This is a genomic window from uncultured Draconibacterium sp. (assembly GCF_913060805.1).
Classification (GTDB): domain Bacteria; phylum Bacteroidota; class Bacteroidia; order Bacteroidales; family Prolixibacteraceae; genus Draconibacterium.
In genome coordinates, this window is the sequence record NZ_CAJXTC010000006.1 from 1 (window position 1) to 14,009 (window position 14,009).

Annotated in this window: 12 protein-coding genes; 9 read left to right on the top strand and 3 right to left on the bottom strand. The window is 41.8% G+C overall.

Translation table 11 applies throughout. The features are described from left to right. Positions 1 to 924 precede the first annotated feature (924 nt). The 3 genes from QZ576_RS04910 to QZ576_RS04920 are packed head-to-tail and all read left to right on the top strand — an operon-like array spanning position 925 to position 4,097. Entirely contained in the window at positions 925 to 2,016 is a 1,092-nt protein-coding gene (locus QZ576_RS04910; RefSeq protein ID WP_297094672.1) for an adenine-specific methyltransferase EcoRI family protein, read from the top strand. After that, entirely contained in the window at positions 2,013 to 3,176 is a 1,164-nt protein-coding gene (locus QZ576_RS04915) for a DUF262 domain-containing protein (protein ID WP_297094674.1), read from the top strand. The genes QZ576_RS04910 and QZ576_RS04915 overlap by 4 nt, the downstream gene beginning before the upstream one ends. 39 nt (positions 3,177 to 3,215) lie before the next feature. Further along, positions 3,216 to 4,097 (top strand): Abi family protein, encoded by an 882-nt coding sequence (locus QZ576_RS04920; protein ID WP_297094676.1) that lies wholly within the window; start codon positions 3,216 to 3,218, stop codon positions 4,095 to 4,097. Positions 4,098 to 4,586: 489 nt separating this feature from the next. Here the strand turns inward: QZ576_RS04920 and QZ576_RS04925 are convergent, their stop codons facing one another. The 3 genes from QZ576_RS04925 to QZ576_RS04935 form a co-directional block, all read right to left on the bottom strand. Next, positions 4,587 to 5,036 (bottom strand): hypothetical protein, encoded by a 450-nt coding sequence (locus QZ576_RS04925; protein WP_297094678.1) that lies wholly within the window; start codon positions 5,034 to 5,036, stop codon positions 4,587 to 4,589. Positions 5,037 to 5,191: 155 nt separating this feature from the next. Beyond that, on the bottom strand, positions 5,192 to 5,641 hold the full coding sequence (locus QZ576_RS04930) for a hypothetical protein (protein ID WP_297094680.1): 450 nt from the start codon (positions 5,639 to 5,641) through the stop codon (positions 5,192 to 5,194). Positions 5,642 to 5,798: 157 nt separating this feature from the next. After that, complete coding sequence (locus QZ576_RS04935; protein ID WP_297094682.1) at positions 5,799 to 6,248, bottom strand: hypothetical protein; 450 nt, start codon at positions 6,246 to 6,248, stop codon at positions 5,799 to 5,801. A gap of 56 nt (positions 6,249 to 6,304) precedes the next feature. On the opposite strand from QZ576_RS04935, the gene QZ576_RS04940 reads away from it, so the two are divergent. The 6 genes from QZ576_RS04940 to QZ576_RS04965 all read left to right on the top strand — a co-directional run bounded on the left by QZ576_RS04940 (position 6,305) and on the right by QZ576_RS04965 (position 13,970). Next, complete coding sequence (locus tag QZ576_RS04940; protein WP_297094684.1) at positions 6,305 to 7,675, top strand: neutral/alkaline non-lysosomal ceramidase N-terminal domain-containing protein; 1,371 nt, start codon at positions 6,305 to 6,307, stop codon at positions 7,673 to 7,675. Between the two features lie 58 nt (positions 7,676 to 7,733). Next, the gene (locus tag QZ576_RS04945; RefSeq protein ID WP_297094686.1) at positions 7,734 to 8,564 is read left to right on the top strand and encodes an MBL fold metallo-hydrolase; all 831 of its coding nucleotides are present in this window, start codon (positions 7,734 to 7,736) and stop codon (positions 8,562 to 8,564) included. Positions 8,565 to 8,601: 37 nt separating this feature from the next. Continuing rightward, entirely contained in the window at positions 8,602 to 10,269 is a 1,668-nt protein-coding gene (locus QZ576_RS04950; RefSeq protein WP_297094688.1) for a carboxylesterase family protein, read from the top strand. Between the two features lie 118 nt (positions 10,270 to 10,387). After that, positions 10,388 to 11,410, top strand: coding sequence for an alpha/beta hydrolase (locus tag QZ576_RS04955; RefSeq protein ID WP_297094690.1), 1,023 nt, complete (start codon positions 10,388 to 10,390; stop codon positions 11,408 to 11,410). Between the two features lie 70 nt (positions 11,411 to 11,480). Further along, positions 11,481 to 13,133 (top strand): carboxylesterase family protein, encoded by a 1,653-nt coding sequence (locus QZ576_RS04960; RefSeq protein ID WP_297094692.1) that lies wholly within the window; start codon positions 11,481 to 11,483, stop codon positions 13,131 to 13,133. Positions 13,134 to 13,142: 9 nt separating this feature from the next. After that, positions 13,143 to 13,970 carry an MBL fold metallo-hydrolase gene (locus tag QZ576_RS04965; RefSeq protein ID WP_297094695.1) on the top strand — a complete coding sequence of 276 codons (828 nt, stop codon included), beginning with the start codon at positions 13,143 to 13,145 and terminating at the stop codon, positions 13,968 to 13,970. The last annotated feature ends 39 nt before the right edge of the window (positions 13,971 to 14,009 follow it).

Consider the following 14,009-nt stretch of genomic DNA (forward strand, 5'->3'; position numbering starts at 1 on the left):
AAATTCAGTTATAAACTGATAATGGTCGTAATTACGGAAACGACTAAAAACCACTCTTAAAATTTTCATAATGAATTGGTGAGTTGTTTTGAAATGTTTGTTGATTTTTAAAATATGTAGTTGAATTTGTGGATTTTGTATGCTTTTGGTATTATTTGTTGAATAAAATTAAACGATATGTTAAGCCAAGTCAAGAGCAGATAACATGTTTTACAACAAACTTTTGTTTAAAATGTGCGATGCTAAGTGTTTCAGAATCTGTTTTATTGCGTAGTTGCCAGTGTAATGATGCTCCAAAACGCAACGGTTTAGTTGCCCAGGTGACCAATTCCTGTACAAAATGCGTTTTGTACCACCAGTCGTGTGCTGTGCACAAGATAAAATACGTTTTGTACCCACTTCGTTTACCTGGCCGCGTGCCAAAATGCGTTTGAAACCCACTTCCGGCACCTGGCGGCGCAAAAAAACGTGTTTGGAACCAATTTCTGTTACCTGGGGACGAAAAAAAATGCGTTTGAAAGCTTCCCCAGCTGCTGAGGACGGAAAAAAACACGTTTGAAAGCTTCCCCAGCTGCTGGAGACGAAAAAAAACGCGTTTGAAACCACTTTCTGTTAGCTGGGGGCGTAAAAAAACGCGTTTGAAACCAACTTTTGTCACCTGTGGGAGCTTTAAAATCAGTAGGTTACATGTATTTGTGTTTCGGGCAATTATCTGAAAGCCGCGTGTTGTGAGGCACTGGGGCTAAAGCCCCGTTTCAAAGGTGTTGTGCTTATCCCCGGTATTAATGCCGGGCTTAGTCATCTTTCTTATAATGCCGGGCTTTAGCCCCAACACATCTCATTAACAATAAAAATATTTCCCCATTTTTTACTACATTGGGCATTCGTACAAAACACCAAATTAGCAAACAACCAAAATAGTAAATGGCAAACAAAAACCTCACTGCTGCAAAACGGGCCAAAAACGACGAGTTTTATACCCAATACCACGATATTGAAAAAGAAATAAATGCCTACATCGAATACAATCCTGATGTATTTAGAGGCAAGACCATTTTATTGCCTTGCGACGACCCCGAATGGAGCAACTTTACCAAGTTTTTTGCACAAAACTTCGAGCGCTTTGGCCTTAAGAAGCTAATTAGCACTAGCTACGCCGCCAACAGTAAAAAATACAAAAGCGGTTACCAGCCAACTCTGTTCGAAGTAAACGATCCTCAATATGACGAATACAAAACCAAACAGAACGGCAAAATATTTACACTCGACCACGATAAAAGTGGCGACGGACGTATTGATGTTGACGATTTGGAATGGCATTACCTCGATGGCGATGGCGATTTTAAAAGCGATGAGATTAAAAAACTACGCAACGAAGCCGACGTAATTATCACCAATCCGCCTTTTTCGCTGTTCCGGGACTTTTTGGCTTGGGTACTTGAAGATCCGAAGCAATTCATAATAATCAGTAATATGAATGCAATAACATACAAGGAAGTATTTCCACTTATTAAAGAAAATAGAATTTGGCTAGGAGCAGGAAAAAATGATGGCAGAAATGTCTGGTATCAAGTACCCGATAATTACAACAATTTTCACAAGGAGGAAGATGGTAAGAAATTCGCTTTCGTAGCTGGAACTATTTGGTTGGCCAATATAGACCATGGAAGACGTCACCAACCTTTACAACTAATGCCAGAGCGAGATGTAATAAAATATGGAACAAAAGAGCCATTTCGTAAATATGAAAACTATGATGCGATCGAAGTTCCACAAGTAAAATATATCCCAAGTGATTATGATGGATTAATGGGGGTTCCGATAAGCTTTTTAAGTAAATATTGTCCAGAACAGTTTGAAATCATTGGTTCAAGTCGAACACTTGGTATACCTATGTCTAAAATAGCTAAAAAAGGAACTTTCGTACAGGGAGGACCACGTTTTTATTTGTCAAACGGTGATGGAACCTATCGAAGAATGTACGATCGATTGGTTATTAAAAAAAGAACCTTATGAAAACAACCCTAAGAACCGACATTACCGTTGCAGCCATTTGCGATGGTTTTATTTACAACGAGCTGGAGGGCAAAGGCCTGTTTGGACTAAGCGGTACACTTACTATACAACCCGAGTACCAGCGCAATTACATTTATGCCGATGGTAAAAAAGATGTAGCCGTAATTGAATCTATCCTTAAAGGCTACCCGCTGGGACTTATTTATTTTGTAAAAGTAGCCGACGATAAGTTCGAGGTGCTCGACGGGCAACAACGAATTACCAGCCTGGGGCGCTATGTAAAAAACAAGTTTGCCATACACGACGAGGATGGTAAACCACAATACTTCGACGGTATTGCAAGCGAAAAAAGGGAAAAAATTAACCAAACCAAACTGCTGATATACGAATGCGAAGGAACTGAGCCAGAAATAAAGCAGTGGTTCAAAACCATTAATATTGCCGGTATTGAACTTAATAATCAGGAAGAAAATAATGCGATATATTCAGGACCATTTGTTACGCTGGGGAAAGAGGAGTTTAGCAATAGCCGGAATGCGAATATTCAAAAATGGAGTGCCTACATTAAGGGAAGTGCTGATCGCCAACAGTTTTTAGAACGTGCTTTGCACTGGGTAAGCAAAGGCAATATTGAGGAATATATGAGCCAACACCGTTACGATACTAATATCAACGAACTAAAAACCTATTTCAATAGTGTTATCGATTGGGTAAGCGGGGTATTTATCGATGTAGAAAAAGAGATGTGTGGTTTGGAATGGGGGCGTTTGTACGAAACATATCATAAAAAAGCGTATGATCCGAAAAAAGTTTCGGACGAAGTGCAGGAGCTCATCAGCGATTCGTATGTAACAAACCGGAAGGGGATTTTCGAATACATACTTGGCGGTTCGGTCGATACCAAATTGCTTAACGTACGGGTATTTAGCGAGCCAATAAAAAAAGCAAGCTATAAAAAACAAACTTCAGAGGCTGAGAAGAAAGGCATTTCCAATTGTCCGCATTGCGCATTAGGCCACGATGCCAATAAACAAAAAATCTGGAAGCTAAACGAAATGGATGCCGACCATGTAACCGCATGGAGTAAAGGCGGTGCCACCGACGCCAAAAACTGCCAGATGCTGTGTAAAACACATAACCGGGCTAAGGGGAATCGGTAGGGAGATATATAAAACTGCCAAATAATAGTAAAAAACGATATGGGAAACATTGCCACCGATACAGCCAGACAAATAGCCCTTTTGCAGGAGCGCGGAATGATTCTGGATTTGCCAGAAGAGAAAATAAAAGAACACTTGTTGGATATTGGTTATTATCGTTTAGGATTCTATTGGTATCCGTTTCAAAAGAATTCACACCACGAATTCAAAGAAGGCACAAAATTTTCCGATGTTATTAAGTTGTATTATCTGGATAGCGACCTGCGCATTTTACTTATCAAATACACCAACAGAATTGAAATAAATTTTAGGACAAAAGTAATTTACTATGTCTCTAACCACTACAAAGACTCACCTACCTGGTTTGCTGATCCGGCGATTGTCAATAAAGAAATTATTGACTTCTTAGACCGGAATTATAATCACCAGTTTATTAAAAATAACAAGCCGATTAAACAGCATCACATAAAACACATCAACGATAAGTACGCACCCGCCTGGAAAACCTTGGAGTTCCTGACGTTTGGCAGCGTTTTCAATATCTTTAAAAACGTAAGGAACAAATCATTAAAAGAAAAAATTGCCAATGAGTTTGGCATTGTGAGCCTCGATAAATTTTACAATTTGTTTAAAGTAATAATTGATATTAGAAACAGTTGTGCACATGGTGATGTTCTTTATGATTATAGGAGGCCAACGGGAATCTCTGTAATTCCATCAATTCCCTTTAACAACAAAGACAGAAGTTCGCTTGACTCGTGCATAAGAGTTGTATCATATTTTCTGGGAAATATTTCAAAAAACAGACAAACAGACCTAAAAGATTCTATCAATGAATTATTTGTCAGCTATACTGATAATGCTGCACTTCAAGCCATTATCGAAAACAAGATAAACTACAATTTCAAAGTCGGTATTTGAATTTATCAACAAAGTTTTTAACTTTGTACCCGCAGTGCACTACTATTCGATTATCGCTTTAGTTTCTGCACTTAAAAATATTCTAATAAACCCGGGTTCGCCCCGGGTTTTTTGTTTTCTATACCTCATTATTTCTGTTGATGCACGATTTATTGCACTGTATCTAAGCATAAGGAGCCGCAGATACTACAAAGGATAAACCTCCTGAAGGCAGGGAGCGGATCAACAGACCGCTTTACACTAACACAAGAGGTTTATTGCTGAATAAAGGTATGTTTTTCGATTGAAATAGATGGGAACCATCTACGAATCATACTCCCTAATTGTTGTTGATTGGTCGTAAAAAAGCAGCGGTGCCATCATCGCCGGAAACAGTCCGGGACTGAACGCCGCCGCCAGCCCCGAAGGGCTAAAAAGCTTTGAATGGCCTATGCCTGGAGTAGCCAGGCCTACACTGACAACAAAGCTTTTGATATTGGTAATAACGAATTAAAAGTCAACTTTTCCGGTATAAAGGTCGGTCAATAAATGTCGTTGTTTGTCGAGATGGCAAAGTATAAATTCAAGACGCAAGATATCAGTACCTATCCATGTTCGTGTTTTCAACATAAAAACCGAGCCGTTACGTTCGAACAGCTCAATAAATGTTTTACCCGGATTTGTTTTTGACGTAAAGGCCTTGGGGTGGATAAAGTCCCATAGTTTCAGGCGTTCCGCAAACTTTGGCTTAAGTTTTAAGTCGCAATTAATGCGTTTCCACGTCCAGTAGTGGCGGTCTTTTTGTTTTGCCAGTTCTGTTTTTAAAAGCTGGTACTGATCTTTATCGGGGTATGTTTTAACAGCTTCGTCAAGCATTGCCCAGGCTGCTGTGCAGATGTCGTCGCCTTTAAACAGGTATTTCCCTTCGTTGGCGGTACTAAAAAGTAGTTCGATTCGCATATGCGTTTGTTTTAGTTCTTAATAAAAACATAGCCTCACCGTAAAGCAATTATCGGGCCATTCAGTTTTACAAAACAATATATAAGTAAGGCTTAATACGATTTGTTACAGCCATAGTGGAATGAGGCTATATGCTTGTATAATATGTTCTGAGTTTAAAAGTCAACCATTCCGGCATAAAAATCAGCCAGTAGTTTTCGTCTTGTGTCGAGATTGCAAGGTATAAATTCAAGCTGTAGTTTATCGGTACCTATCCACGTTCGGGCATGCATCAAAAATATCGAGTCGGCCAACTCAAATATCTCAATAAAAGCTTCGCCTACTTTAGTTTTGGCCGTAAAGGTTCTGGGGTAAACAAAATCCAACGGTTTCAGGCGTTCTGCAAATTCGGTGCTAATATCCCAGTCGAAATTTATACGCTCCCACGTCCATTCGTGCGGGTCTTTTTGTTTTTCAAGTTCGGTTTTTAAAAGTATGCAATGCTCATCGTTGGGGTAAATTTGAGCTGCCTCTTCAAGCATTGCCCAGGCTGCAGTGCTAAGGTCTTCGCCTTTAAACATGTATTTCCCCTTGTTGGCGGTACTAAAAAGTAGTTCGATTTTCATTGTGTTTGTTTTTGTGTTATAAATGTAAACATAACACCATCGTAAAGCAATTATCAGGCCAATCAGTTTTACAAAACAATATTTTAAATGAGGCTAAATCCGATGAGTAATAAGGAAGAAGTATAATATTATTCTCTTGTCAGTTTTGTATCTGAGTTTAAAAGTTAAGCTTTCCGGCATTATAGTCGGCCAGCAATTTTTCTTTTTTGTCGATATGGCAGAGAATAAATTCGAGCCGCAAGAGATCGGTGCCTATCCAGGTTTGGGCATTCATCATAAATACTGAGTCATCGTGTTCAAAAAGCATAATAAGAGCTTTGCCTGTTTTTGTTTTTGGCGTGAAGGTTCTGGGGTAAACAAAATCAAGTGGTTTGTAGGATTTTGCAATATCAGGGGTAATGGCCCAGTCAGTATTAATACGCTTCCACACCCAGGAGTAAAGGTCTTTTTGTTTTGGTAGCTTGGTTTTTAAACGTTTATAATAATCATTATCGGGCTCAGCAACAACAGAGTCTTCAAGCAAGGCCCAGGCGGCCACGCTAAAATCGTGGCGTTGGTTCAGGTATAACTCTTTGTTCGCTGTTCTAAATAGAAGTTCGATTTGCATGCGCGTATGTTTTCGATGTATTAAATTTAGCAATAACACTTCTGGAAAACAATTACATGAAACATGTCTGTTTATTGACCGATGAAATTCTTTGGAGCCTGATACTATTTATGGCTTGTCCGGCATTTGCCCAAACCGGTTTAAAAGTAGGGGCAGCTAAAGTCGATATCACACCAAAACAAAGTGAGCTGAAGAGTTCAACAGATATTATTCGTGGGAAACTTTATGTTCGTTCAATTTATATCGATAACGGTACAAATTCAGCTGTTTTAGTGTCTATCGATGCCGGCGGTATTCATGAAATTGATGATGTATTGGCGAAATCATCAGCATCAACAGGATGTCCGGCACAAAACTATGTGGTTACCGGAACGCATACGCACAGTGGTAACACCGGAGGTCTTTTTAACGGAGCTCCAACTCCGGAAACAATTGCCGATGCCATTGTTGCTTCTGTTGATCAGGCGAAGGCAAATATGGCGCCTGCACGTGTTGGTTACGGAACGACAGAAGTTGATTTGAACGTAAACCGCGATAATTTCGATGAGAATTTAGAGTGGCACCAAACTGCAAACTGGGATGGTCCTTCAGATAAAACCTTGGCAGTAATAACTTTCCTTGGCGAAGACGATGTGCCAATTGCTGTGTACATGAATTACGCCATGCACCCGGTTAATTTCTTTATGAGTGGTGTTGTTAGTGCAGATTTCCCGGGCGATGCAACGAAATATGTTGAAGATATGTTCGACGGTAAAACTGTGGCTTTATTTAGCCAGGGAGCTTCCGGCGACCAAAATCCTAAAATGGCCTACACTTCTATCTTCCAGGAAGGCCAGATTCTAGGTGTTTTGCCTCCACCTGCTGCTCCATCAACAGGTCGCCAACCATCATTTGACGGACCGGGTGAAATTCCTGCCGATCAATTGGAGGCCCATAAAAAAGTTGTTGATCGCAAGAGCGACTATGTACACATGTTAGGAACTACTTTGGGTAACAACGCCGTTCAGGTTATGCTTTATCATACGCAATACGAAAAGAGTTCGAAAATCTGGTGTAAAAAAGAGGATGTAGTTTGTCCTGGCCGTGTTCGTATCGATACAAAAGGTCGCGAAAATTACGATCCGGGATACAAAGATGGTCCGGATGTACACATCGGTTTGGGTTTGGTTCAGATTGGCGATATCAATCTGGTAACCGTTAGTGGCGAGGTTTATTCTGAGATTGGAATGCGCCTGAAAGCCGAGTCTCCTGCATCTAAAACAATGATGGTTACATTGACCAACGGAACGCGTACCGGATATATTTATTCTACTCAGGCAAGTACTCACCTAACTTTCCAGGTGATTGGTTCAAACCTAAAACCCGGATATGCTGAACCGGCAATTGTGAATACCGCAATTGAAATGATGGAAGAATCAAAACTTTAAAAGCGAATTTTTAACTTGCAGAACAGCTTTAGAATTAAAACCTTATAAAATAATCAAGATGAAGAAATCGATCGCTCTAATTTTTATGCTGGCCCTGTGTCAGCTAACGATAATGGCGCAAATGCCGGCTGCCAACTTCGAGGGAGAAGAAGTTTTTAAAAACGACGATGTTGTTTTCCATAAAATCGACGACCACACCTGGGTGGGTACCGGGCACATGTCGGCGAACGAAAGTATTTATCTGATTGAAGGAAATGATAAAGCTGTTTTGCTTGATGCCGGAACAAAAATTACCGATCTGGATAAAATTGTGGCGTCAATTACCGACAAACCGGTTACACTGATGTTGACACACGTACATCCTGACCATGTTGGTGCTGCCGATTATTTTCCGGTGGTTTATATGAATCCCGGCGACAAAGAATCTGCTGCTCAGATGATGCCAAATTATAAAGGTGAGTTTAAGTACCTTGAAGACGGACAGGTTATCGATCTTGGTGGCCGAAAACTGGAAGTGGTTTTCACGCCTGCGCATACCTGGGGATCTACAACTTACATTGATAAAGAAGCCGGTTACGGTTTTAGCGGCGATTCATTTGGCTCAGGAAACTTATTAATGTTTGCCGGAACTTTCTCTGACCTGATTGCCACTTGCGAGAAAATGAGTGCAGTTATGGAGAAAGACGGTATCGAAAAATTGTATCCCGGGCACTTCCGTGGCGACAATCCTGAAACAAAACAACGCGTGGAAGATCTGATAACCTTGAGTAAAGATATTCTTTCGGGTAAAGAAAAGGGCGAGGAAACGGAAGGTAACCGTTTTGGTTTTAACCACATTGCTACTAAGTACGGTGTGCGCGTAAATTACGGTGACAAAACTATGAAATAATCAACATTGCAAATACAGAACCTAAAAACGGAATAAAATGAATCCAATAAACAGAAGACAATTCGTTAACCGATTATCATTAACAGCTGCCGGAACCATTGCTTTTTCAGGCCTTGCCTATTCATCAGGTAAGTTCATGTCGGGTTTTGGTGCCGAAGAGTTTGTAACTGCCGAAAGCGCCACAGGAAAATTGCGAGGCGTAAGGCAAGACGGTGTAAATATCTTCAAAGGAATTCCGTACGGAGGTTCTGTTTCGGGCGAAAACCGGTTCCGTCGTCCGCCAAAAGTTGATCCGTGGACAGGTGTTCGCGATGCATTGGAATTGGGCGCTCCATCCTTGCAAACTTCCGGATGGGGACCAAAACCTGCAGAGGATTGTCTGTTCCTGAATGTGTGGACACCGGCCAACGATAATAAAAAACGTCCGGTAATGTTCTACAATCACGGTGGCGGTTATGTTACCGGATCGGGTGGTTCGGGCGGACAAGACGGTGCCAACCTGGCGCGTTATTTCGATGTGGTAGTGGTACAAACAAACCACCGGTTAGGTTTATTGGGTTTTCTGTATTTAGATGAAATTGCAGGAGCGGATTACGCCGGATCAGGAAATATGGGCGTGTTGGATATTACTGCCGGATTAAAATGGGTGAATGAGAATATTGACCGTTTTGGCGGCGATCCGAATAATGTAATGGTATTTGGTGAGTCGGGTGGTGGCGGAAAAACGTCGTGTATTTATGCCATGCCGGAAGCTTCGCCATACTTTAATAAAGCGTCGATTGAAAGTGGCCCGGGCGTTCGGATGCTCACAAAAGACCTGGCTGCCGAAACCACCGAAATGGTGCTAAAAGAAATGAATATCGCCAAAAATGACTGGCGAAAACTGTTGGAAGTTTCACCGGAGCAACTGTTGGAGATTCAGAATAAATTCATGTTTATTCCACCGTTCCAGGCAGAAATTGGAATGCCAGAGATGCACGGATTTGGTCCTGTTGTAGATGGTTCGGTGTTGCCAAATCATCCTTTTGATCCAACAGCGCCAAAAATCTCAAAAGACAAACCTTTGCTTACCGGATGGAACGAAGATGAATACGCATTTTTTGCGATGCAAAACAGGAATACCGAATTTACCAAATTCACTTTTGATGATCTTCCTTCAAAGCTGGAAGCACAGTTCGGTGATGATGCTGCGACAATAGTGAATGCATACCGCAAAGCTTCGCCAAATGCAACGGCTCCTCAAATATTTATGGCTGTTTCGTCGATTAATATGATGGGACTGGGTTCCATTGAAATTGCCGAGCGCAAAACCAAAGAAGAGGGCGCGCCTGTTTACCTGTACAATTTCGGGTATAAATCAGACATGAAAATTCCGGGATCGGATTTCCCAATGGGAACGCCACATGCCATGGACATTTCCTATAAATTCAACAATGTGCAGCCGCCAAAAGAAGGCGAGGAGCAACGACGTATGTTTGGCGACAGTTCGCCTGCAAGCTGCAAGGCATCGCACAATTTTGCCGAGTTGTGGACAAATTTTGCACGAACCGGCGTGCCTTCAGCAGAAGGCGCACCGGAGTGGCCGGCCTATAATTTTAATGACCGCCCAACCATGCGAATCGATACCGAGTGCACAATTATAAACGATCGGTACAATGTGGAGCTGGATATGTGGAGGAAAATTGGAAAATTACATACTGTTTGAATAAACGAACTTAGTCCTTATTAGTCAAAGACTTAATTTGCAAGACTGATCCTGATTTCGAAGATCGTTTTGCCTTAAAAAACTCAACCTTGAATTAACCGATATTAAATTGAAAACAATGAAAAAATTTACGCTACTAAGTTTAGCTCTTTTTGTGCTTAGCATTGCAACTTACGCGCAGGGAGGTTCAAATGGTTTGTTGATGCCCAAATTCATAAAACCCACTGATAACAGCACAAGTACCCTGTTGACAGACCTTACAAAAGAACGGCATTTTTTCAGGGAACTACCTGCCGACAGTGAAATGAGTCTGCAAAAAGACGTTGTTTTTCACGAGACAAAAAGTATTGATGGCGATCCGATGTCGCTAAAAATGGACATCATAACTTACAAGGATGACAAGGTGCGTCCGTGTGTGGTTTATGTTATTGGCGGAGGTTTTTCTTTTGCTGCAAAAGAGCGGAATCTTTACGATCGGTACGAAATTGCAAAAGCCGGTTATGTGGTGGCAAGTGTGCAGTACCACGTTATAAGCACCGGAATTTACAGCGACGCTGTTAAAGATGTAAAAGCTGCAATTCGTTTTATGCGGGCCAATGCCGATAAATACGGGGTTGATCCTGAAAACATTGGTATCTGGGGCGAATCTGCCGGAGGTTATTTAACCGCTATGGTGGCCACAACAAATGGCGAAAAACAGTTTGAAGAAGGTGAAAACCTGGATCAAAGCAGCGATGTAAAAGCAGCGGTTGATGCATATGGTTTGTCTGATCTTACAAAAATCGGAGCCGATTATGACGAAGATGCAGCAAACGCACACTTTACAGTAATCTCTCCCGACGGACAGTTTATTCACGGAAAAAACAGCGGATTAACAAGTCTCGACAAACCGGAAGTTGTTGCCAAAGCAAATCCGATAACTTATGTGGACAAAAACGATCCGCCATTTTTGCTTTTCCATGGAACAAACGATATGGCCGTTTCACCAAGTCAGACATTGTTATTGCACAACGCATTGCGCGAAAAAGGTGTTTCATCAACACGTTATGTGCTCGACGGAGCCGGACACGCCAGTGCCGAATTTTCTGATCCGCAGGTGATAAATATTATTATCGATTTTCTGGATGAGCATTTGAAATAGTAGGAGTATAGTGGGGCAGTTTTCTGGATGAAAACTTAAACCAATATCATATTAATCAAAAACTTAACTTATGAGATCATTAAAATTTATTCTTGCAGCATTCCTTTTCATAGGATTGTTTGCATGTCAAACTTCAACCACAAATGCACCTCCAACTGGTTCGCAACCGGGATCGCATCCGATGATCGCCAACAGCGAAACAGCGCAAACAAGCACCGAAAGTGGCGATGTAATCGGGTATGTGCACGACGGAGTTTTCAATTACAAAGGGATTCCGTATGCAAAAGCCGAGCGTTTTATGCCGCCACAAAAGCCTGATAAATGGGACGGTGTGCGTAGCTGTCGTTCGTATGGTCCGGTTTGCCCAATCGATGTTTCATCGATGATTTTGGCTGACGAAATGGAATTTGCGCAGCAGCACAATTTCTGGTTCATGAAAGAGGAAGATTGTAACAATCTGAATGTTTGGTCGCCGGGAATTAACGATGGTAAAAAACGTCCGGTAATGGTTTGGCTGCATGGTGGCGGTTACACTGCCGGTTCATCGTGCGAATTGCCAAGTTACGATGGCGAGAATTTAAGTCGCACCGGCGATGTGGTGGTAGTTTCCATCAATCATCGTTTAAATGTGCTTGGTTTCCTCGACCTGTCGGCTGTTGATGAAAAATATGCTCAATCGGCCAACGTGGGAATGATGGATGTTGTTGCCGCGTTGGAATGGGTGCATAACAACATTGCCAACTTTGGTGGCGATCCTGCTAACGTAACTATTTTCGGTCAGTCCGGTGGTGGTGGCAAAGTGGCTACCATGCTTTACACGCCTTCTGCAAAAGGCTTGTTCCACAAAGCAATTATGCAAAGTGGTGTTGCCGGAAGTTACAGCACCAAAGAAGCTACTCAGAAACTGGGTTTGGCCGTTATGGAAGAATTGGGTTTGAAAAATAGTGAAGTTGAGAAATTAAAAGATATTCCGCACGATGAATTGTTAGCTGCCGGAAACCGTGCAATTGCCAAAAGCAGCGGTGCAGGAATGGGACGTTTAGGATGGGCGCCATCGTGCGACGGTGTGTTTATTCCTTTGCAACCGGGAGCTCCCGGCGCCGAAGATCTGGCTAAAGATATTCCTGTAATCATGGGATCTAACCAGGTAGAATTTGGTTCGTTTGGCGGTGGTGCCGATTTGTTGCACGCCGATGAGGCAACTATCATCGAAAACCTGAAAGAGCGTTATGGCGACAAAACCGATGCTTATGTGGCAGCTTTTAAAAAGGCATATCCAAATACAAAATTACCTTCTGATATGAAGGACGTTGATTTAATGTTCCGTCCGATGTTGTTGAACTTTGCCAACTTGAAATCAGCAGTTCCGGGTGGAGCGCCGGTTTACAATTACGTGTTTAAATGGAATGCACCTCATTTGGATGGGATGTTAAAATCGAGCCACTGTATGGAGATCGCGTTTGTTTTCAACAACATTGCACGCACCGAAGAGTACAACAGCGGATCGCCGGAAGCATATGCGCTTGCCGAGAAGTTGAGTAAAACATGGGCAACTTTCGCGCACACCGGAAATCCGAACAACGTGGATATGCCCGAGTGGGAACCATTTACTCCCGATGGCGGTGCTACTATGTTATTCGATAATCAATCGGAACTGGTTCATAATCACGATAAAGAAATGATCGAGATTGCCACTTCAGTTCCTCAACCAAGTATCTTTTAATCATTGAAAATGAAGAAAATAGTTTTATTACTTAACGCGATATTGATTGCTACAATCGGTTTGTATGCGCAACCACAATTTAAAATTGATGGCGAAGAAGTGTACACAGGCGACGATGTGGTTTTTCACCAAATTGATGATCATACCTGGGTAGGAACCGGTAAAGCCATGTCGAACGAGAGTTTGTACCTGGTAGAAGGAAATGAGAAAGCTTTGCTGATTGATGCCGGAACAAACATTAAAGGGCTGGATAAAATTGTGGAGTCGATCACTTCAAAACCTTATACAGTGGTGGCTACACACGTTCATCCCGATCATACCGGACCATCGATCGATGTGTTTTCTGAGATTTATATCAATGAGGCCGATACAGTTGGAATTCCTCAGTTTATGCCCGATTATAAAGGCGAAGTGAAATTTCTGAAAGACGGTGAAGTCTTTGATCTTGGCGGAAGAAAGATCGAGGTTGTTTTCACTCCCGGTCATACTCCCGGATCAACAACTTTTATCGATAAAGCTGCCAAATACGGTTTCAGTGGCGACTCGTTCGGATCAGGTAATTTATTGCTGACTACCAACTTCTCGACGCTGAAAAATACTTGTGAGAAAATGAGCAAAGTAATGGTCGATAACGGTATCACAGAACTTTATCCCGGTCACTTTTTTGGTGGAAATAAAGAAACCAAAAAGCGGGTCGACGATCTTGAAAAGATCAGTGAAGAAGCATTGTCAGGAGACTTAAAAGGAGATGAGAACCCACAAGGATTTATGGGGCTTAACCTTTTAATTAATCGCGATGGCGTTCGCGTAAATTACAGCGCCCAAGCATTAAAATAAGTACATATTTAGTTGAATAAAATCTATAAAACCAATACA

Excerpts from the sequence above, each read along its gene's own strand:
- QZ576_RS04910 (WP_297094672.1), top strand. The coding sequence starts at position 925 with ATGGCAAACAAAAACCTCACTGCTGCAAAACGGGCCAAAAACGACGAG.
- QZ576_RS04915 (WP_297094674.1), top strand. The coding sequence starts at position 2,013 with ATGAAAACAACCCTAAGAACCGACATTACCGTTGCAGCCATTTGCGAT.
- QZ576_RS04920 (WP_297094676.1), top strand. The coding sequence starts at position 3,216 with ATGGGAAACATTGCCACCGATACAGCCAGACAAATAGCCCTTTTGCAG.
- QZ576_RS04925 (WP_297094678.1), bottom strand. The coding sequence starts at position 5,036 with ATGCGAATCGAACTACTTTTTAGTACCGCCAACGAAGGGAAATACCTG.
- QZ576_RS04930 (WP_297094680.1), bottom strand. The coding sequence starts at position 5,641 with ATGAAAATCGAACTACTTTTTAGTACCGCCAACAAGGGGAAATACATG.
- QZ576_RS04935 (WP_297094682.1), bottom strand. The coding sequence starts at position 6,248 with ATGCAAATCGAACTTCTATTTAGAACAGCGAACAAAGAGTTATACCTG.
- QZ576_RS04940 (WP_297094684.1), top strand. The coding sequence starts at position 6,305 with ATGAAACATGTCTGTTTATTGACCGATGAAATTCTTTGGAGCCTGATA.
- QZ576_RS04945 (WP_297094686.1), top strand. The coding sequence starts at position 7,734 with ATGAAGAAATCGATCGCTCTAATTTTTATGCTGGCCCTGTGTCAGCTA.
- QZ576_RS04950 (WP_297094688.1), top strand. The coding sequence starts at position 8,602 with ATGAATCCAATAAACAGAAGACAATTCGTTAACCGATTATCATTAACA.
- QZ576_RS04955 (WP_297094690.1), top strand. The coding sequence starts at position 10,388 with ATGAAAAAATTTACGCTACTAAGTTTAGCTCTTTTTGTGCTTAGCATT.
- QZ576_RS04960 (WP_297094692.1), top strand. The coding sequence starts at position 11,481 with ATGAGATCATTAAAATTTATTCTTGCAGCATTCCTTTTCATAGGATTG.
- QZ576_RS04965 (WP_297094695.1), top strand. The coding sequence starts at position 13,143 with ATGAAGAAAATAGTTTTATTACTTAACGCGATATTGATTGCTACAATC.